Here is a 19,605-nt window from a genome sequence, read left to right on the forward strand (position 1 = left end):
GGATCCGTAGGGGCGCCATTAATGGCGCCCGTATTGATGCGCGTGCGGGACGTAATGACGCCATTAATGGCGCCCGTGTTAATGCACGTGCGGGACGTAATGACGTCCGTGGTTCACCCGGTGATATGACCGCGAACACCAGGGACGCATGAATGCGTCCCCTACGCTCGGATCCGTAGGGGCGCCATTAATGGCGCCCGTATTGATGCGCGTGCGGGACGTAATGACGCCATTAATGGCGCCCGTATTGATGCGCGTGCGGGACGTAATGACGCCATTAATGGCGCCCGTATTGATGCGCGCACGGGACGTGATGACGCCATTAATGGCGCCCGGATTGATGCAGATACGGAACGTGATGACGCCCCGGCCTGACAAATCAGCGCTCGTCGCGGCGGCCGCCTGTTGCAGCCCAGATGCGCCGGACGTGTACCGTTACCTCTTCGCGATCGTGATACAGCTGACGAGCCTGAATCTGAGCATTAATACCCTGCGCCTTTAACGCTTCGTCCATCATTGCCAGATTCTGGGTAACCTCTTCATAGCGCTTTTTCATCGGCAGCTTGAGGTTGAAAATCGCTTCACGACACCAGCCGTTTACCAGCCACTCAGTCATCAATGTCGCCACACGCACCGGTTTTTCTACCATATCGCATACCAGCCAGCTGATATTGCTGCGCGGTGGACGAAACTTAAACCCATCCTCACGGCAGTGGGTAACCTGTCCGGTATCCATCAGGCTCGGGGCCATGGGTCCGTTATCTACCGCATAAACCCACATGCTGCGCTTCACCAGCTGATAGGTCCAGCCGCCCGGACACGCGCCGAGATCGACCGCATACATACCGCTTCCCAGACGCTCGTCCCACTCATCTGCCGGTACAAACACATGAAATGCCTCTTCCAGCTTCAGCGTTGAGCGGCTGGGCGCGTCGGAAGGAAACTTCAGCCGCGGGATCCCCATATAGAATGATGAATTGTTTTCCGGCAGTGAATAGCCCACGTAACAGGTGCCCGGTGCAATAAAAAATACGTGCACCACCGGCCGCTTAGGACTCTCATAGTTGAGCAGGATATTGCTGGCGCGCAGGCTGGCGCGCAGTGGCACCGTTAGTTTGCGACAGAATTTGGTCAGCTCTTTGGCTTCATTGGTGTCCGGAACCTCGACGCGCAGCTCCCCCCCTTTCTCCACTACTCCGGTCAGCATGCCGGTAATGGGGGTAATGCGATCTTCCGGGGGCAGATCGCGCAGCAGCTCGCCGACAACCAGCATCTGCCGGGCAAAAATCAGTTCAGCAAACGGCAGGGAGCGCAGCAGCTTCTCTGCATCTTCCGGCTGATAGCACTCAAACAGCACATAGCCCGACTCTTCTTTCACCCGCGGAAAACCGTAAATTTCCCGCTCTGCTGCTTTAGCGCTGATTTCTGCCGCGCACTCTTTTTCAAACCCGGGACGACAATAGAGTAATACTTTATTCATGGCGTTCTGCCTTTGTTTTCAGACGCAGCGCGCCAATCAACATCAAAAACCAGCCGGTCAGGAAGCACAGCCCCCCTACCGGCGTAACAAACACCCAGAACTGCAGGTGCGACAGCGCCAGGCAATAAAGACTGCCGCTGAAAAGAACGGTACCCAGCGCCATCGCGGCGCTGCTCCAGTAAAACCAGATATTGGCGCGTCGCAGCATCGCAGCACCCAGTCCCATTACCGCCAGCGTGTGGTAAGCCTGATATTCCAGGCCGGTATGGATCCACGCCATTTCAGATGGCCCCAGCGATTTACTCAATACGTGCGCGCCAAACGCACCAAACGCCACCAGCACGAAACCGCTGATGGCTGCAAATATAAACATGGCACGACTGGACATCGAACTATCCTCATGGTCCCGCCGCACATCACTGTGCAGCGAACGGTAACTTAGTGATCGTAGCGAAAACGGAATTTTTCCTGTTCGGTGGCGGCTTTTTCCAGAATCCACTGACGAAAGGCGGCTATTTTACCCAGTTCTGCCTGGCTGTCATGACAAACCAGATAAAAAGCGTTTTTACTTACCAGCACATCATTGAACGGGCAGACCAGGCGACCCGCTTCAATCTCACTCTCTGCCATCACATTGTTAGCCAGCGCCACACCCTGCCCGTGGATCGCCGCCTGCAGCACCATGGCACTGTGGCTGAAAATAGGTCCCTGCTGCACATTGATATGCTGCAGTCCCAGCTGGCGGGTATAAGCCTGCCAGTCGCGACGCGACGCATCATGCAGCAGTGTAAAGTGCGCCAGATCGGCGGGCGATTTCAGCGGATTATCCCCGGAGAGCAGCAGCGGCGAGCAGACCGGCAGCAGATATTCAGCATACAGCTTATCCACCCGCAGGCCCGGCCAGTTGCCGCGGCCATAGAAGATAGCGACGTCAACATCGTCTGCCAGCTTCTCCTCCTCGCGGTCTACCGCCTGAATACGCACGTCGATGCCCGGATAAGCCATATTAAAGCTGGAGAGACGCGGAACCAGCCACTGAATTGCAAAACTGGGCAGCAGGCTGACGGTGAGCGCACCTTTAGCGCTGCGCGCCTGCAGCTTGCGGGTCGCATCGTTAAGCGCTGAAAAAATCTCTTTGATATCGAGATAGTAACTCTGCCCCTCTTCCGTCAGCAGCAGCGAGCGATTTCGGCGGCGGAACAGCTTGAGTCCGAGAAAATCCTCAAGTGACTTGATCTGATGGCTCACTGCCGCCTGGGTCACAAACAGCTCTTCAGCGGCTTTGGTAAAGCTCAGATAACGGGCAGCCGCATCAAACACACGTAAAGCATTGAGCGGCGGAAGGCGTTTAGACATGGTTTTCCACAGGTGGATTCATAGTGTAAAACTGCAACTTATACAACGTCGTCAGCTATTAGATTTTTTAATCCGAGACATTATAATTTGTCCGTTGAGGAAGCTCCAGCAAATACCTATAGTTGCCGCACTTCCAGAGCCGGAACGAAAAGTTTTCTGAAAACGTGCGAGAGATCGCAGACTTTTGGAGAGCTTTTGGCTTGTGGTCGTGATGTTGTGTTTGCATTTTTTGATCTGAAACTTGCAGATCAAACTTTTAATTCCTGAGATTTACCCTGTCTGTCCAAAGTGATTTTATGTAGCACCGCAAATTGCGGTGCTTTTTTTTGCGCAATTTTACTGCCCCATCTCAACCATCTCTTTCACATCGGAGCGGTTAATCTGCTGCTCATTGCCATTGGCATCTTTATAGCTGATCATACCGGTATCATCATCAACTTTTGGCTTGCCGTCAGCGACAATCGTGCGGCCATCGTTCGTGTGCATAACATAGTTGCTGGAACAGGCCGCCAGGGTAAACGCCATGGTGCAGACAGCCAGCACTGCGGTAAGTTTGTTCATCTTCTATCTCCTTGCAGATTGATTGCATTAAACCTCCCGCAGCCACGACATTACGCTATCAGCCTGAAACCAGAGCTGAAAATGGCGAACGGGTTATGCGGGTTTCGGTTCAAACCTTGCCATAATGAGCATAACGCGCTTTTACAGCTTTGCCAGCCAGCAGCCTGCTGTTACGGCTGGCCCTAAATCACCGGAGTGGGCCCGATATGACCATCTTCTCCCCTGGCACCTTTCGTCAGCAGTTTCCTGCGCTGAACGATGCCGGCGTCTATCTCGACAGTGCTGCGACGGCACTTAAGCCGCAGGCGGTCATTGATGCCACCGCCCAATTCTATTCGCTTAGTGCCGGCACCGTGCACCGTAGTCAGTTTGCTGCGGCGCGTGCACTGACCGCACAGTATGAACAGGCGCGCGGCGTGGTCGCACAGTGGCTGCACGCCGCTGACGATCGGCAGATTGTCTGGACGCGCGGAACCACCGAAGCGATTAATCTGGTGGCATACAGCTGGCTGGCGCCGCGCCTGCAGCCGGGCGATGAAATCATCGTCAGCGAGGCGGAGCATCACGCTAACCTGGTGCCGTGGCTGATGGTGGCTCAGGCAAGCGGTGCCAGCGTGGTGAAATGGCCGCTGGGCGCCGATCGCCGGCCCGATATCACTCTGCTGCCGGGGCTGATCAACGCGCGCACCCGCCTGCTGGCCGTAAGCCAGATGTCAAACGTCACCGGCGGCTGTCCGGATCTGGCGCAGGCTATCACGCTGGCACACGAGGCAGGCGCAAAGGTCATGGTGGATGGTGCTCAGGGCGTGGTGCATTGCCCGCCTGACGTGCAGGCGCTGGATATCGACTTCTATGCTTTTTCCGGCCACAAACTCTATGGTCCGATGGGTATTGGCGTGCTGTATGGCAAAGCGGAATTGCTGGAGTCGATGCAGCCGTGGCAGGGCGGCGGCAAAATGCTGACGCAGGTCGACTTCAGCGGATTTACGCCGCAGCCTGTGCCGTGGCGCTTTGAAGCCGGCACACCCAACGTGGCGGGTGTGGTGGGTCTTAGCGCAGCGCTGAGCTGGCTGTCACACCATCATCAGGAAAAAGCGGAGATGTGGAGCCAGCAGCTCGCCTGCCTGGCCGAAGAGCAGCTGAGCGCGCTGCCCGGTTTTCGCAGCTTCCGCTGCGGCTCTTCCAGCCTGCTCGCCTTTGACATTGCCGGGATCCATCACAGCGATATCGTCACGCTGCTGGCTGAACAGGGAATTGCCCTGCGTGCCGGACAGCACTGTGCGCAGCCGCTGATGGCAGCCCTGGGCGTTAGCGGCACGCTGCGCGTCTCATTCGCGCCTTACAATAACCTGCAGGATGTGGATGCGCTGGTGCGCGCCATGCACTGCGCCGTGGATCTTTTAGGTGAATAAGCTTATGACAACCCTGCTCGCGCCCCATCCCTTCGGCCATACCATTACCGCAGAAGGGCTGACCGACACGTTTGCCCGCTTTCAGCAGTGGGAAGATCGCTACCGGCAGCTGATTCAGCTCAGCCGTCAGCTGCCGGCGCTGCCGGATGAACTGAAATGTGCGGACATTGAGCTGAGCGGCTGCGAAAACCGCGTCTGGCTCAGCAGCCAGCAGCTGCCTGACGGCACGCTGCATTTTTATGGCGACAGTGAGGGACGAATTGTGCGCGGCCTGCTGGCTGTGCTGCTGACTGCCACTGAAGGAAAAACACCGGCACAGCTGCTGGCGCAGGATCCGCTGGCGCTGTTTGATACGCTGGGGCTGCGTGCGCAGCTTAGCGCGTCACGCAGCAGCGGCCTGCAGGCGCTGGCAGAGGCGGTAACGCGCGCGGCGCGTCAGTCAGCCTGACGCGCCCTGCGCGCCTGGAATTTTTTCAGCGCGTGCGATACGGCGATAAACCCGAACGTGGCGGTGACCATCGTTGCCGCACCGAAGCCCGCAGCGCAATCCATACGCTTCGGACCTTCTGCCGTGCTGCGCGAAGCGCACACGCTGCCGTCGGGCTGCGGATAGACCAGCGCTTCAGTGGAAAATACGCAGTCGATCCCCAGTTTGCCTTTGCTGTTTTTCACTACGCCAAAGTCACTTTTCAGGCGCTCGCGCAGTTTTGCCGCCAGCGGATCCTGGATAGTTTTCGCCAGATCGCTGACCTGAATTTGCGTGGGATCGATCTGTCCGCCTGCCCCACCCGTGGTGATAAGCGGGATCTTATTGCGCCGGCACCAGGCGATCAGCGCCGCTTTTGGCCGCACGCTGTCAATGGCATCAATCACATAGTCAAAGCCGGCAGAGAGCAGTTCTGCGGTGTTTTGCGGCGTAATAAAGTCGTCAATGCAGGTCACGACGCACTCCGGATTGATGGCGCGGATGCGCGCGGCCATGACCTCCGTTTTTGCCTGACCGACATTGCCCTGCTGCGCATGGATTTGCCGGTTGGTATTGGTGATACAGACATCATCCATGTCAATCAGCGTAATGTGTCCGATGCCGGTACGCGCCAGCGCCTCAGCGGCCCAGGAGCCCACACCGCCAATACCAATTACGCAGAAATGCGCCTCTGCAAACTGCTGCAGCGCCTCCTGCCCATAAAGACGCGCCGTCCCGCCAAAGCGTTGTCGCCAGGCGTCGCTTACCACTTTCATATCTGACCTTTACTCCGGAATGCGGTGCGCCGCGTGGCGCACCCGATAATGTCACTCTCCCGCGGAGAGCAGGCTGTCAGTGTATCAATTTGCACCGAGCAGCAGTGAACCGTTGTTGCCGTTTTGCGCATTGCTGAACAGTGGCTGCCCGGCGCCGGGAGCCGCCTTCAGTACCCAGACGCGGCCGTAGTGGTTATAGAAGCCGGCCAGATGTGCGGCGTCCGGGCCCACGCCCTGGTAGATGTCAAAGTGCTGACCTTTGATTGCGCCACCGACGTCCAGCGCCACCATCAGACGCATTTCATACTTACCGTTGAACTTACCTTTGGCATTCAGCTGCGGCACTTCTGCCAGCAGCGCCGTGCCCGCCGGGATCAGGGAGCGGTCAGAAGCCACCGACGCTTTGGCAATCAGCGGTACCGCGCTGGCGCCGCGCACCGGCACGTACTCTTCAGGCTTAAAGAAGACAAAGGACTGGTTAGTCTCCAGTACGTCACGCACCTCCTGCGGTGAATGCTCCTCAGCCCACTGCCGGATGGCCTGCATCGACATATCTTCGCGTTTAACTTCGCCGCGATCGATCAGCTCTTTACCGATACTGTGATAAGCCCAGCCATTTTTACCGCCGTAGCCAAAGAAGCGCAGCGGACGTCCGTCACCAAAATCGACGTAGCCGCTGCCCTGCACATCCATCATAAAGTTGTCGATCAGTGAGTTGCTCCAGGCGATAACGTAGCGCTCATCGAGCGCGCCGCTATAGATACCGGCGCGGCTCGGCAGTTTCGCCCCGCGCGGGCGCGGCGGCATGCGGTAAATAGGATACTGAAACTCACCCTGTCGGGTGTAGCGCGCTTCCACTACCGGCGTGTAGTAACCGGTGAACTGCACGTTGCCATAGTTGTCCGTGCCTTCCATCTGAAACGCATTCAGGCCGAACTGACGCAGCTGACGGGTATCTGCACCTGAAAGCAGCCAGTTCTGAATAGCGCTGTAGGTACCATTATTACGGCTGAACAGGCGCGACGAAGCGGACTGAATCTGCTGCACCTGCAGGCCGAAGTCCTGCCCGTTAACCGGACGCCCTTTGGCATTGGGCTCATTGACCAGCCCGAGCGGTTGCTCCAGCTTGCCATCAATATATTGCTGACCGCGATCGGTCGGCTTCGAGCTACAACCTGCTAATAGCGCCAGAAATGCGCCAGTGAGTGCATACTTTACCCGGTGTCCGTTCATGACTCTCTCTTGTTGTCGGTTGTTCGCCCGGCGACGATAGCAAAGCCCTGGTCAGAATGAAATCTGCCGCCCGCCATCACCTTCACATCTGTATGTTTTTTCATCCAGATGCGACATTATTCAGCAACTGTTGCAGGGTTTCACTGGTTAAGTGCAAAAAGGGGTTGCATCACCACGTGCCAGGTGTATAGTGCGCATCCACGGACGCGGGGTGGAGCAGCCTGGTAGCTCGTCGGGCTCATAACCCGAAGGTCGTCGGTTCAAATCCGGCCCCCGCAACCAATTCTTCTTAATGAAGAGACAATATGAAGTGTCGCTCAGGCGACAGACGGACGCGGGGTGGAGCAGCCTGGTAGCTCGTCGGGCTCATAACCCGAAGGTCGTCGGTTCAAATCCGGCCTCCGCAACCAATTGTCTTAAGAAGAATACAATGTGAAACGTCGCTCAGTGCGACAGACGGACGCGGGGTGGAGCAGCCTGGTAGCTCGTCGGGCTCATAACCCGAAGGTCGTCGGTTCGAATCCGGCCCCCGCAACCATTTCTTCTGATGAAGAAACACAAAACACCTTAACGGGTGTTTTTTTGTTTCTGCCGCCGGAAAAGCGGCATCGCTGCCGCCCTGTCTTCAACGCTTTGCCAGCACGCCGCCTTTGTCAAAATAGGCTTTGATACCGTGAAAAATCGCTTCCGCCACCTGATGCTGATAGCGTGCGGTTCGCAGCTTGCGCTCCTCCTCCACATTACTGATAAACGCCGTCTCAACCAGAATTGACGGAATATCAGGCGCTTTCAGCACGGCAAAGCCCGCCTGATCAACCGTACGCTTATGCAGATGGTTGATGCGTCCCATGCGCGTCAGTACCTCTTTGCCAAACTTCAGGCTGTCGCTGATGGTCTGACGCTGCACCATGTCAAACATTGTGTGGTCGAGATAGCGATCGCCGCTCATGCTGACACCGCCAATCAGATCGGCTTCGTTCTGCGTCTGTGCCAGGAAACGTGCTGCTGCAGAGGTGGCGCCGCGGGTGGAGAGCGCAAAGACCGAAGAGCCACGCGCTGCCCGGCTGGTAAACGCATCGGCATGAATTGAAACAAACAGATCGGCACGCTGCTTACGTGCTTTTGCAACCCGCACGCGCAGCGGAATGAACACATCTTCATTCCGCGTCATGTAGGCTTTCATATTGTGCTCTTTATCAATCAGTGCCCGCAGATAGCGACCAATTTTCAGCACAATATCCTTTTCACGCGTTTTATATTTACCGTGTGCGCCGGGATCTTCGCCGCCGTGACCGGGATCGATCATGATGATAATCGGGCGATCGCGCCCCGCCTTGCCCGGCAACGGCGCCTGCGCGGGCTGATCGCGCTCCAGATCGCCTTTGTTGTAATCATTCAGCAGCGCCAGCAGCGGATCGTCGGCGTGCGATGCCTGACTCGGATAGAGATCCACCACCAGCCGGTTTTTAATGCCGGCCACAGGCGCGAGGGTAAAGGTCTTTGGTGCAACGTGACGTTTCAGCTCCAGCACAATTCGCACCGTGTGCGGATCAAACTGCCCGACCCGTGCCGTTTTGATAAAGGGATCGTCGGTGCGCACCAGTTTATTGATGCCTTTCAGCGTCGGATTGATATGCAGGTTTTTGATATCAATGACCAGACGTTCAGGGTTACTCAACGCAAACTGCTTGTAGTGCAGCGGGATATTCGACTCCAGCGTGACGCGGGAGTACGTTGATGAAGGCCAGATGCGTACTGCAACAATGTGCTGACTCGCTGCCAGCCCGGTACGCGTTACGCTAAGGAGCCATAGCGCACCCGCACCCTGTAATAATCGTCTTCGGGAAAAAGCCTGGGACATGCCACTCCAGCTACTGTGTTATGGATAAATCCGCGTCAACTGACGCTCAGAAAGCGAAAACTTTATCCAATCTGGCAACGCTTGTCTCGTCGGAAAAGCCAGATAATGCAGGCTGTTATCACCGGATGCATCTGAAAAATCGTAAAGTAACGTCAGGCGCAACGCTTGCAATACGGCGCAAAACAGAATAAAAATACAATAATTACGAATAACCATTCACAGAGGGTGCACCGTGAAGGAACGCAGTACCGAGCTGGTTCAGGGTTTTCGCCATACCGTTCCCTATATTAATGCCCATCGCGACAAGACGTTTGTCATCATGCTGGGCGGCGAAGCCATTGAGCATGAAAACTTCTCCAGCATCGTTAACGATATTGGCCTGCTGCATAGCCTGGGCATCCGTCTGGTGGTGGTCTATGGCGCACGTCCGCAGATTGACGCCAGTATGGCGCAGCAGCAGCTGGAGCCGGTGTATCACAAGCATACCCGCGTAACCGATGCGCAATCGCTGGAGCTGGTAAAGCAGGCGGCGGGTCGTCTGCAGCTTGATATCACCGCACGCCTGTCGATGAGCCTTAACAACACCCCGCTGCAGGGTGCGCATATTAATGTGGTCAGCGGTAACTTTATCATCGCCCAGCCGCTGGGCGTGGATGATGGCGTTGACTACTGCCACAGCGGACGCATTCGCCGTATTGATGAAGAGGCGATTCATCGTCAGCTGGATAATAACGCGATTGTGCTGCTGGGTCCGGTCGCAGTCTCTGTGACCGGCGAAAGCTTTAACCTCACCTCAGAAGAGGTCGCCACGCAGCTCGCTATCAAGCTCAAGGCAGAGAAGATGATTGGCTTCTGCTCCGAGCAGGGCGTGACCGATCGCGCCGGCACCATTATTTCAGAGCTGTTTCCTGGCGATGCGCAGGCGCGCATTGATGAGATGGAGAGCGACGGTGATTTCCTGTCCGGTACGGTGCGCTTTCTGCGCGGCGCGGTTAAAGCGTGCCGCAGCGGCGTGCGCCGCAGCCATCTGATCAGCTATCAGGAGGATGGCGCACTGCTGCAGGAACTCTTCTCACGTGACGGTATCGGTACGCAGATTGTTATGGAATCTGCTGAGCAGATCCGCCGCGCCAATATCAACGATATTGGGGGTATTCTGGAGCTGATTCGCCCGCTGGAGCAGCAGGGTATTCTGGTACGGCGCTCGCGTGAACAGCTGGAAATGGAGATCGATAAGTTTACGATCATCCAGCGCGATAATATGACTATCGCCTGTGCCGCGCTCTACCCGTTCCCGGATGAGCAGATTGGCGAAATGGCGTGTGTGGCCGTGCATCCCGACTATCGCAGCTCATCGCGCGGCGAGCTGCTGCTGGATCGCGTGGCGCTACAGGCGCGGCAGATGGGGCTGAAAAAGCTGTTTGTGCTCACTACCCGCAGCATTCACTGGTTCCAGGAGCGGGGCTTTACGCCAGTAGATATCGAGTCGCTGCCAGAGAGCAAGCAGCAGATGTATAACTATCAGCGTCGCTCAAAAGTGCTGATGGCAGATTTAAAATAAGCCACGATATTCCAGGGCCGCATTAATGCGGCCCCTACAACATCCCGCAGAGGCGCCATTTATGACGCCCTTGTTACGCATCAAATTTCGGAACACGTTATCCCACAGGGCCGCATAAATGCGGCTCCTACAGCATCCCGCAGGGGCGCCATTTATGGCGCCCTGGCCATGCATGAAATTCCTGACCGCGTTATCCCACAGGGCCGCATTAATGCGGCCCCTACAGCATCCCGCAGAGGCGCCATTTATGGGCCCTTGTTACGCATCAAATTTCGGAACACGTTATCCCCCAGGGCCGCATAAATGCGGCCCCTACAGCATCCCGTAGGGGCGCCATTTATGGCGCCCTTGTTACGCATCAAATTTCGGAACACGTTATCCCCCAGGGCCGCATTAATGCGGCCCCTACAGCATCCGGCAGAGGCGCCATTTATAGCGCCCTTGTTACGCATCAAATTTCGGAACACGTTATCCCACAGGGCCGCATAAATGCGGCCCCTACAGCATCCGGCAGAGGCGCCATTTATGACGCCCTGGCCACATTATTCTATACCGGGGCTTTACGCGTCAGACGTCGCGCCAAGCCGTGACAGCAGGCCGCTGCGGCGCTGCGTGCGCAGCTGGACCGCGCGACGGAAGATGTTTTCATCGCTGTAGAGCGTCAGCTGTCTGCGGGCACGCGTAATCGCGGTATAAATCAACTCCCGCGTCAGCACCGGTAAAAACTGAGCCGGCATCACCAGTGCAGTGTGCTCAAACTCCGAACCCTGTGACTTGTGCACCGTCATTGCCCAGGCGGTATCGTGCGCCGGCAGGCGGCTCGGCTGTACTGCTTTAATTGTGCCGTCCGGCAGCGGAAAGAAGACTTTCAGCACGCCCTCCTCGTCTGTCAGCGTAATACCGATATCGCCGTTGAACAGCCCCAGCGCGCTGTCATTGCGCGTGACCATGACCGGCCGTCCGGGATACCAGCGGCTGCCGCCTGCAGGACGACGGATCAGCTGCAGCTGCATCAGCTTCTGCTCGATGCGCTGGTTAAGTCCTTCCACGCCAAACGGCCCTTCGCGCAGTGCGCACAGCAGCTGATAGCGCCCGAAAGAGGCGAGGATATCAGCCGGGGCAGCCTCCTCAGCCACTTGCTGCAGAAAGTCCCGGTAACCTGCAGCAATCTCATTCAGCATACGCTGATACGCCTCACCGCTGTTCAGTGGCGCACGTGCGATATCGCTGAAGTTGCCCTGAAAGGCGCGTTCCACCGCCTGCGCATCGCCGGCGTTAACCGCTGCCGCCAGCTGGCCGATGCCGGATCTGGCGTCAAAACGGTAACTTTTACGCAGCAGACAGATGGCATCGCGCACCGCTGGCGCGTCGGTTTCATTACTGCCGTCAATCTCACAGCCGGTCATCAGCGTCAGCTGTGTGGCCCGGACCGCACTGTAGCCCGCCTCTGCACAGCGGCAGATATCGCCCAGTACCGCGCCCGCCTCTACAGAGGCGAGCTGGTCGCGATCGCCGAGAAAAATAACCCGCGCCTGTGACGGCAGCGCAGCGATCAGACTGGCCATCATGCCGAGATCTACCATCGAGGCTTCATCCACCACCAGCACATCGAGATGCAGCGGATTACCGGCATGATAGCGCAGGCGCTGCGTTTCCGGCTGTGCGCCCAGCAGGCGATGCAGCGTGGTGGCCTCTTCCGGAAAGCGCTGACGCTCCTCCTCGCTGACCGCCAGCTGCTGCAGCGCTTTCCCCAGTGATTCCGTCAGGCGGGCCGCCGCTTTGCCGGTTGGCGCGGCCAGCTGAATACGCAGCGCACCGTCACTCAGCCGGATCAGGGCCGCCAGCAGTTTTGCCACGGTCGTGGTTTTGCCGGTGCCCGGCCCGCCGGAAATCACTGCGGTTTTCTGTGTCAATGCGACGGCAGCGGCAATCTTCTGCCAGTCATCCGGCGCGGTGCCAAACAGCGCATCCAGCACACGGCGTACCTGTTCCGGTGCAAACGGCTGCGGCGCAGCCTGAGGGTGGAAAAAGCGCGCTACGTCACCCTCATGATGCCATAAGCGATGCAGATAGAGCCGCTCGTCGCTCAGCACAACAGGCGCGGCGCGATCGTGGGTGCTGACCGCATCCCAGCCCGCCAGCAGGCTGTGCCAGTCGTGCGGCTCGCCGGCGGCCTGCCAGATCGCCTGCGCCAGTTCGGGATGACGACCGCGAAACAGCTTCTCGCGGTTCAGATGGGCCAGCGGCAGACAGACATGCCCTTCTCCGGCTTCAGCGCTGAGACAGGCAGCAGCCAGCAAACGGGCGGGCTCATCACTGGTGGCTATCAGCTGAGCAAACTGCACATCCAGCGAGCGCAGCAGCCGCAGCTCTGTTGCCTGCTTTAATAGCGTAGTGATATCGCTCATGCATCCTCTCCCTGCCCGCGAAACAGGCTATCAAGTTGTGTCACAAATTCAGCGGCAGGACGGGTGTAAAAGACCCCGTTAGCAGGCGAGCTGCCATCCATACCGCGTAAAAACAGATAAAACACGCCGCCGACATGCTGCTCATAGTTGTAATCAGGCAGCCGGTGCTGCAAAAACCGGTGCAGCGCCAGCGTATAGAGCTGATACTGCAAATCGTAGCGATGGTCAATCATCGCCTGCGCCATGGCATCCGGGGTATAGGCTTCATGACTCTCCCCCAGCCAGTTAGATTTGTAATCCAGCAGGTAGTATTTTCCTTCGCGGCGAAACACCAGGTCGATAAAGCCCTTGAGCATGCCCTGCACCTGACTGAAGTTAAGCGCGGGTGCCTGCGCGGAGAGCGGATCATGCTGGCGCATCAGCTGGTCCAGCGCCGGCGCGGTCAGCAGGCCGCTGATAGGCAAATAAAACTCCATCTCAATCAGGCGATCGCGTACGCCTACGTCAGCCAGCCGGATCTGCTGCGCATTAAGCGGCGTAGTGACTACCCGCTCAATCCAGCTGCTCAGCACCGGCTGCCAGTGCAGCGGATAGCCATTCTGCTGCAGATGCTGTTCCAGCAGTGCCGTTCCGGGCGGCTGGGTAAAATCGATCGACTCAAATAGCTCATGCAGAAACGTACCCGGCGCGGCCCCGCGCGGAAATTGATGTGGCGTCAGCGCCATCTCTTCGGTCGCCGCCTGCGGCTCTTCACCTGCCGCTTCCAGATCGAAATGAGGCACCACATCCAGCAGGCGATGTGCGCTGTGCTGCTGCAAACCTGAATAGCTGGTCACGCGCCAGGATTCAGTCAGCTGGCGCGATATTGCGCGTGCGCGAAGGTCGTCGCGTGCGCCGGCCTGTACCTGCCAGCGCGCCGCTTCAGCACGATCGGCCATCACGACGTCACAACCCTCGCCGCTCAGCGCCTCCAGCAGCGCCCCGAGCTGCTCTGCCGTCGCCGCTTCGCCGCGCTGCAGCAGATAACCCAGCGCACTTTTATGCAGATCGCTCTCGCCCTCTTTTTTACGCGCGCCGCGAAACAGCGGCGCCACCCCGATGCTGCAGTGATAGATAGACCGCGTGAGGGCGACATAAAGCAGCCGCAGATCTTCTGCCAGTCGCTCCTGCTCCGCCAGCGCCAGGCTCTGCTCATCGCTCTGCAAATCCAGCACCGCGCTGAAGTTTTCGCGATCGTGGTAAAGCGCAATATCGGCCTCACGAAACCCTGCTGCAAACGGCAGCCACACCAGCGGATACTGCAGCCCTTTCGATTTATGAATGGTGACGATCTGCACCAGATGGCGATCGCTCTCCAGTCGCAGCTGCTGACTGGCTGACTGGCTATCGGGCCGCGCTATCTGCTGAGCCAGGTAACGAACCAGCGCGTGCGGGCTATCAAGCTGCGCGGCCGCTTCCTGCAACAGCTCTCCCAGATGCAGCAAATCGGTCAGGCGACGCTCGCCATTGTCCGACGCCAGCATATTTTCTGCCAGCTGGCGCTCCAGCATAATCTCCCGCAGCATCGGCAGCACACCACGCTGATGCCAGAGACGCTGCCAGCGCGCAAAGGTATCCACCAGCGTATCCCAGCCGCGCGCGTCGTGATCGAGCGCATCCAGCTGAGCCGCATCGAGCGCAAACAGCGAGGTCGCCAGCGCGGTACGCAGCATACGCTCCTGCTCCGGCGCCAGAATGGCCCGCAGCAGCCAGAGCAGCTCGCGCGCTTCCGGCGTCGTGTAAACGCTGTCGCGGTTGGAGAGATAGACTGACGGGATAGCAAGCTGTGCCAGCGCTTCACGGATCTGATTCGCTTCGTTGCGACTGCGCACCAGCACCGTGATATCCGATGCCTGTACGGGCCGCAGCGCCGCCCCTTTCCCCAGCATCGCCTCGCCCTGCTGCCCTGCCTGCAGCCAGCGGCTGATATCCATTGCACACTGCTTTGCCATCTGCTGCTGATATTCGCTGACGCTGGCGCCGCTGCCAGGCTGCAGCCAGAAGCGCAGTGCAGGCTGCTCCCGACCCTCCGCCTGCAGCGACAGCGCCTGGTTAGGCGGTGCAAACTGCACCGGCAAAAACGGAATTTCAGCAAACAGAAAAGGGGCCGGTAAGCGGGCGAAGAGCTGATTAACGCTCTTCACCATCGCAGGTGATGAGCGCCAGTTGGTGTCCAGCGTATAGTGTGCCGCAATTTCATTTCGCGCCCGGATATAGGTAAAAATATCCGCCCCGCGGAACGCGTAGATCGCCTGTTTGGGATCGCCAATCAGCAGCAGCGCATGGTCAGGCTGATGCATGTAGAGCGTACGGAAAATCCGGTACTGCTGCGGATCGGTATCCTGAAACTCATCAATCAGCGCCACCGGATAGCGCTGCCGGATCAGCTGCGCCAACTGTGCGCCCCCCGCCTGCTGCAGCGCATCGTCAAGGCGGCTCAGCAGATCGTCAAAGCCCAGCAGCGCCTGCAGCCGTTTCTGTTTATGCACTGCCTCGCGCACTTCGGTCAGCGCCCGCGCAATGACCACATCGCGCAGCGACAGCGGCTCGGCCAGAAAGGCGTCAATTGCGCTGAACAGCGCGTGACGGGGTGCGTCGCCTTTTTTGGTTTTCTCTTCGAGGATGCGCTGCCCGAAGCGTGCCAGCTCGGCCGGCACCTGGTAATCACTGCTGTCGCTGTGAGCCCACTGGCTGACTTTACTGACCCAGGCGGGCAGATGTTTGCTGCTGTAGCTACGCTTATCCACCCCCGACTGCTCAACCAGCGTCAGCACGTCGTCGCCCAGCGATCGCCACTGCGCCTTGATCTCTGCGAGGCGCGCCATATTACGTGCGTGACGCGACGCAAGCGTCTCCTCTTTATCCGGCGGCAGCCGCAGCGATGGCGACTCCCCCTGCAGCCACGGGCGCAGGGTTGCCAGCAGCTGTTCCGGCCCCAGCCACTCGCTGACAATCACGCGCGCGATATCCAGCGTCAGCGGATAGCAGTGGCGTCGCCAGAAATCAGCCGTTGCCTGACGCAGCAGCGGATGCTCATCTTCAATCAGCTGCTGCTCAAACAGCATGCCGGACTCAAACGCATTAAGATTCAGCATGCGCTGGCAGAAGCCGTGGATAGTGAAAATAGCGGCTTCATCCATTTGTCTTTCCGCCGCCAGCAGCAGCGAGGCGGCCTCCGCCCGCTGCGGGATCGCCTGCAGCAGTGCGGTCAGCATCGGATCGCTGCTGACGCCGCGAATACAGGCGAGACGCAGCTCGTGGATATTGGCCCGGATACGGCCGCGCAGCTCAGCCGTGGCCGCCTCGGTGAAGGTCACCACCAGAATCTCTTCTACCGAAAGCGGGCGGCTGTAAGCGTTCTCTTCGCCCAGCCCAAGCAGCAGCCGCAGATAAAGCAGGCCAATCGTAAAGGTTTTACCGGTACCGGCAGAGGCCTCAATTAACCGCTCGCCGCGCAGCGGCAGCGTCAGCGGATTGAGGGATTCAGCACGCTGGCTCATGGCGTATCACTCTTAACCGGCAGCGACTGCTGCAGCTGTGCCAGCGCCGGCCAGGTCGTGAAGCCGGGTAGCGCTGCATAATCTGTCTGCGGCGTACGCTCCTGCGTACCGCTAATCTGGGAAATCATCGCCATTCCCTGCTGCCGGATCGCCTGTTGGAAGAAGGTGGCCAGGCGCACCGGCGTCAGCTGCTGCACCTGCGCAATCACTTTCTCACGCATGTCGAACGCATCATTCTGGCGGCTGAAGTCACGCTGGTAGCGGCTGGCTTCTTCTTCCAGCGTCTGAGGTCGCTGTTTCAGCTCATTGATCATCGCCTGCTGGTACTGCGCAAAAGTCTCTGGCTTCATGCTGCGCAGCCGCTGTTCTGCCTGCGGATAGAATGCCTGAAAGCGCTGCAGCAGGAAGGCGGGCTGCCGGCTGTTGCTCTGCAGCAGGAAACCGATGCCCCACTGACGACCTATCGGCATCTGATAAGTAAAGACGGCATAGCCGAGCTGCTCTTCTGTGCGCAGCTGGTTATAGAACCACGGCTGAATAATCTGGCTCAGCAGGGTGCTGGCGGCCATGCTCTGATATTCATCATACCCGGTGGGCACATAGAGTGCCGCCAGCGCCGAGTCGCTGCTGCTTCCCGCCTGCTGCAGATTCGCCTTAATGGCTTTATCCACCACGACATAGTCACTGCGCCATGGCGCCCGTTCGCTGCTCTGCAGCTGCGCTTTCAGCGTTGCGCCGAGCGTTTCTGTTTCTCTGGCTGAGAGATTACCCACCGCCAGCATCTCTGGCGTTGCCTGACGCAGCAGCGCGTCACGCCAGGCGATCACCTCCTGCAGCGTGATCTCCGGCAGCAACCGGCGTCGTTCATCGCGCTGGGTATAGGGCAGCTGTGACAGCATCTGCATCGGCTGGATCGCCTGTTCAAACGCTTTGCCTTTTTCAGCTGCATCCAGACGGTCGCGATACCAGGATTTGGCCTGAGCGAGCTGCGATTCATCCGGACGGAAGCTGCCGTAACCAGCAACCAGCTCCTGCAGCAGCTGTGGCAAACGCTGGGTGAATCCGCTGGCGTTAAACACAATGCCATCATCTTCTCCCACCGAGAAACTGATCCCTCCCACCGACGCCTGTGAGTTAAGCTCATCCAGCGCCAGGCTGGAGAGATAATCATTCAGCCCGAACAGCACCTGCTGACGCGCGTCGCTGATAGCCGTCTTGTTGCGCAGCGCCAGCGTAATTGCCGCTTTCGGCTCGTCAGGATAGAACCGGCTCGGCATCCATAAAGTACGCATTGCCGCGTCATTACTGAGCACGATCGGATGCGTGTAGTTTTTCCCGTCGCGTGCAATCAGTGAAAAGTCAGTGGGAATATAGGGGTTGAGCGCGGGCAAAGAGAGCGCAATATGCGCTGCACGCTGCTGCCAGTCGCTGAACTGCGCCGCGCTGATTTTATCAACCTGGTACGGCGCATTCACAAAGTAGGCCTGCTGGTTGTGCGGCTCCTGCGGACTGATATACCAGATGCGGGCATTGTGTGGTGTCATCTCACCGAGGCGTGCCGCTACCGCCGCAGGATCGAAACGATCGGCAAGGTAAGGGGCGTCAAGCGTGTGCGCGACCGGCACGCGCAGCATGGTGTCGGCCAGCCATTCAATGTAGTCCATGTCTCGGGTAATCGACGGGTAGCGGTAGTCAAGCGCCAGCACATGCGATACCTCATCAAAATAGCGTTTATCAATGCCGTTGCGGCGCAGCATATCGAGATAGCTGAAAATGGCGGCCACGACGTCATCACGCTGCGCCAGCCCTTTATCCGTCAGCGATACGGAAATAGCAAAAACGCCGCTGCTGCGTTCGGTTACGGGATCGGCTCCTGCCGTCATGCCATCGGCCAGGCCCTGCTTCTGCAGCCAGTCATTCAGCGTGTTGGCACTGCGGTTACCCAGCAGATAGCCAATCAGCGTATCGGTTTTACTGCGGAAATCGGCGCTGTTGTTCGCGATACGAAACTCAATCTTCAGCTGTTTACGCGGCTGAGCCGGCACGTAGTGAATGATAATGCCTTTCTGCGCATCGGTGACCACCGGTACATCTATCTCCGGCACGCTTGCCGGATGCGCCGCGACGCGCCCGAAGGTCGCGGCTGCCATCTCCGCCATCTCAGAGAGCGGTTTGTTGCTGTAGATCACCGCTTTCATCAGGCTGGCAGAGTAATGGGTGCGGTAGAAGTCGCGCAGCGCCTGCTGCAGTTTGCTGCCCGGTTTATCACTCAGCGTCTCCAGATTACCGCCGGAAAAACGCGATCCCGGATGCTGCGGGTTCAGCGTCTCGGCACTTACCTGCGCCATACGCAGCCCGTCACGCGAGCGCGCCATCGTCAGCTCTGCGTTGACGGCATGACGTTCGCGATCGGCGTTGACCGGATCGAGCAGCGGCTCCGCAATCGCATCCGCAAGGCGATCCACCGCGGGCTGCAGCGCATCGTTCTCAACCTCAAGATAGAATGCAGTGCGGTAAGAGGCGGTGCTGGCGTTGTGGCTGCCGCCGTGCATTTTGAGAAATTCGGCGAGATTATCGGGCTGCGGGTAGCGCTTTGACCCCATCAGCACCATGTGCTCCAGATAGTGCGCCAGACCAGGCTGCTGGTCGGGATCGTCCAGCGAGCCAATCGGCAGCGTCAGCGCCGCCAGCGATTTAGGTGCCTCAGCGTCTGACACCAGCAGCACCGTCATGCCATTGTTCAGGGTAATTGCCTGATAGCTGCGCGGATCGCGATCGCTTTTGCGGATAATGTCATTAACCGGCTGCCAGCCCTGTCCGGTATCGGCAAAAACATTCAGCGCCAGCGTGCCCAACAGCAGCGCGCCGATACAGCGTGCGTAAATCCGCATGTAAACCCCTTAATCTTACTCTGCCCTGCGGCGGGTTTCCCGCGCAGGTTTATCAACTCAG

General features: G+C 58.4%; 14 protein-coding genes and 3 tRNA genes. 6 read left to right on the forward strand and 11 right to left on the reverse strand.

Annotated elements, in window-relative coordinates; translation table 11 throughout:
* Positions 1–379: 379 nt before the first annotated feature.
* The 4 genes from rlmM to SB719_RS05870 form a co-directional block, all read right to left on the reverse strand.
* Positions 380–1,480, reverse strand: a complete 1,101-nt coding sequence (gene rlmM, locus SB719_RS05855) for a 23S rRNA (cytidine(2498)-2'-O)-methyltransferase RlmM (RefSeq protein ID WP_065648299.1) — start codon at positions 1,478–1,480, stop codon at positions 380–382.
* On the reverse strand, positions 1,473–1,868 hold the full coding sequence (locus SB719_RS05860) for a DUF423 domain-containing protein (RefSeq protein WP_065648298.1): 396 nt from the start codon (positions 1,866–1,868) through the stop codon (positions 1,473–1,475). The genes rlmM and SB719_RS05860 overlap by 8 nt, the downstream gene beginning before the upstream one ends.
* 50 nt (positions 1,869–1,918) lie before the next feature.
* Positions 1,919–2,836, reverse strand: coding sequence for a transcriptional regulator GcvA (locus SB719_RS05865; protein WP_039379926.1), 918 nt, complete (start codon positions 2,834–2,836; stop codon positions 1,919–1,921).
* A gap of 336 nt (positions 2,837–3,172) precedes the next feature.
* Positions 3,173–3,397, reverse strand: a complete 225-nt coding sequence (locus SB719_RS05870) for a YgdI/YgdR family lipoprotein (RefSeq protein ID WP_039379928.1) — start codon at positions 3,395–3,397, stop codon at positions 3,173–3,175.
* Between the two features lie 206 nt (positions 3,398–3,603).
* Here SB719_RS05870 and csdA point away from each other — a divergent pair, with 206 nt between their 5' ends.
* Positions 3,604–4,809: a cysteine desulfurase CsdA gene (gene csdA / locus SB719_RS05875; protein ID WP_065648297.1), complete on the forward strand. Its 1,206-nt coding sequence runs from the start codon at positions 3,604–3,606 to the stop codon at positions 4,807–4,809.
* A gap of 4 nt (positions 4,810–4,813) precedes the next feature.
* The gene (csdE, locus tag SB719_RS05880; protein WP_065648375.1) at positions 4,814–5,257 is read left to right on the forward strand and encodes a cysteine desulfurase sulfur acceptor subunit CsdE; all 444 of its coding nucleotides are present in this window, start codon (positions 4,814–4,816) and stop codon (positions 5,255–5,257) included.
* Here the strand turns inward: csdE and tcdA are convergent.
* Positions 5,245–6,051, reverse strand: coding sequence for a tRNA cyclic N6-threonylcarbamoyladenosine(37) synthase TcdA (gene tcdA, locus SB719_RS05885; RefSeq protein ID WP_065648296.1), 807 nt, complete (start codon positions 6,049–6,051; stop codon positions 5,245–5,247). The two genes, csdE and tcdA, sit on opposite strands and share 13 nt — an antisense overlap.
* Before the next feature lie 84 nt (positions 6,052–6,135).
* Positions 6,136–7,284, reverse strand: a complete 1,149-nt coding sequence (gene mltA, locus SB719_RS05890) for a murein transglycosylase A (RefSeq protein ID WP_065648295.1) — start codon at positions 7,282–7,284, stop codon at positions 6,136–6,138.
* Between the two features lie 205 nt (positions 7,285–7,489).
* On the opposite strand from mltA, the gene SB719_RS05895 reads away from it, so the two are divergent.
* The 3 genes from SB719_RS05895 (at position 7,490) to SB719_RS05905 (ending at position 7,822) form a co-directional block, all read left to right on the forward strand.
* Positions 7,490–7,566: transfer RNA gene (locus SB719_RS05895), tRNA-Met, on the forward strand.
* A gap of 51 nt (positions 7,567–7,617) precedes the next feature.
* Positions 7,618–7,694, forward strand: a tRNA-Met gene (locus SB719_RS05900).
* Between the two features lie 51 nt (positions 7,695–7,745).
* Positions 7,746–7,822 (forward strand) — tRNA-Met (locus tag SB719_RS05905).
* A gap of 87 nt (positions 7,823–7,909) precedes the next feature.
* On the opposite strand, the gene amiC is transcribed toward SB719_RS05905, so the two are convergent.
* Both amiC and SB719_RS05915 read right to left on the reverse strand, forming a co-directional pair.
* Positions 7,910–9,145: an N-acetylmuramoyl-L-alanine amidase AmiC gene (gene amiC, locus SB719_RS05910; RefSeq protein WP_304234275.1), complete on the reverse strand. Its 1,236-nt coding sequence runs from the start codon at positions 9,143–9,145 to the stop codon at positions 7,910–7,912.
* A gap of 18 nt (positions 9,146–9,163) precedes the next feature.
* Positions 9,164–9,361, reverse strand: a complete 198-nt coding sequence (locus tag SB719_RS05915) for a hypothetical protein (RefSeq protein ID WP_139074171.1) — start codon at positions 9,359–9,361, stop codon at positions 9,164–9,166.
* 16 nt (positions 9,362–9,377) lie between these two features.
* On the opposite strand from SB719_RS05915, the gene argA reads away from it, so the two are divergent.
* A complete protein-coding gene (gene argA, locus SB719_RS05920) occupies positions 9,378–10,706 on the forward strand; it encodes an amino-acid N-acetyltransferase (RefSeq protein ID WP_065648293.1) in 1,329 nt (442 codons plus the stop codon).
* A gap of 560 nt (positions 10,707–11,266) precedes the next feature.
* Here the strand turns inward: argA and recD are convergent.
* Genes recD through ptrA form a run of 3 tightly spaced genes read right to left on the reverse strand, consistent with a single transcriptional unit; the run spans position 11,267 to position 19,544 of the window.
* Entirely contained in the window at positions 11,267–13,114 is a 1,848-nt protein-coding gene (gene recD, locus SB719_RS05925) for an exodeoxyribonuclease V subunit alpha (protein WP_412159032.1), read from the reverse strand.
* Positions 13,111–16,653 (reverse strand): exodeoxyribonuclease V subunit beta, encoded by a 3,543-nt coding sequence (recB, locus tag SB719_RS05930; RefSeq protein ID WP_293005315.1) that lies wholly within the window; start codon positions 16,651–16,653, stop codon positions 13,111–13,113. Before recB ends, recD begins: the two co-directional genes overlap by 4 nt.
* The gene (ptrA, locus tag SB719_RS05935) at positions 16,650–19,544 is read right to left on the reverse strand and encodes a pitrilysin (RefSeq protein WP_412159033.1); all 2,895 of its coding nucleotides are present in this window, start codon (positions 19,542–19,544) and stop codon (positions 16,650–16,652) included. The genes recB and ptrA overlap by 4 nt, the downstream gene beginning before the upstream one ends.
* Between the last annotated feature and the right edge of the window lie 61 nt (positions 19,545–19,605).

The organism is Pantoea sp. SIMBA_079, from assembly GCF_046940275.1.
GTDB lineage: Bacteria > Pseudomonadota > Gammaproteobacteria > Enterobacterales > Enterobacteriaceae > Pantoea > Pantoea borealis.

Coding starts and splice junctions, on each gene's coding strand:
- recD (WP_412159032.1), bottom strand. CDS start 13,114: ATGAGCGATATCACTACGCTATTAAAGCAGGCAACAGAGCTGCGGCTG.
- recB (WP_293005315.1), bottom strand. CDS start 16,653: ATGAGCCAGCGTGCTGAATCCCTCAATCCGCTGACGCTGCCGCTGCGC.
- SB719_RS05915 (WP_139074171.1), bottom strand. CDS start 9,361: ATGGTTATTCGTAATTATTGTATTTTTATTCTGTTTTGCGCCGTATTG.
- amiC (WP_304234275.1), bottom strand. CDS start 9,145: ATGTCCCAGGCTTTTTCCCGAAGACGATTATTACAGGGTGCGGGTGCG.
- mltA (WP_065648295.1), bottom strand. CDS start 7,284: ATGAACGGACACCGGGTAAAGTATGCACTCACTGGCGCATTTCTGGCG.
- SB719_RS05870 (WP_039379928.1), bottom strand. CDS start 3,397: ATGAACAAACTTACCGCAGTGCTGGCTGTCTGCACCATGGCGTTTACC.
- csdA (WP_065648297.1), top strand. CDS start 3,604: ATGACCATCTTCTCCCCTGGCACCTTTCGTCAGCAGTTTCCTGCGCTG.
- SB719_RS05860 (WP_065648298.1), bottom strand. CDS start 1,868: ATGTCCAGTCGTGCCATGTTTATATTTGCAGCCATCAGCGGTTTCGTG.
- SB719_RS05865 (WP_039379926.1), bottom strand. CDS start 2,836: ATGTCTAAACGCCTTCCGCCGCTCAATGCTTTACGTGTGTTTGATGCG.
- ptrA (WP_412159033.1), bottom strand. CDS start 19,544: ATGCGGATTTACGCACGCTGTATCGGCGCGCTGCTGTTGGGCACGCTG.
- csdE (WP_065648375.1), top strand. CDS start 4,814: ATGACAACCCTGCTCGCGCCCCATCCCTTCGGCCATACCATTACCGCA.
- rlmM (WP_065648299.1), bottom strand. CDS start 1,480: ATGAATAAAGTATTACTCTATTGTCGTCCCGGGTTTGAAAAAGAGTGC.
- tcdA (WP_065648296.1), bottom strand. CDS start 6,051: ATGAAAGTGGTAAGCGACGCCTGGCGACAACGCTTTGGCGGGACGGCG.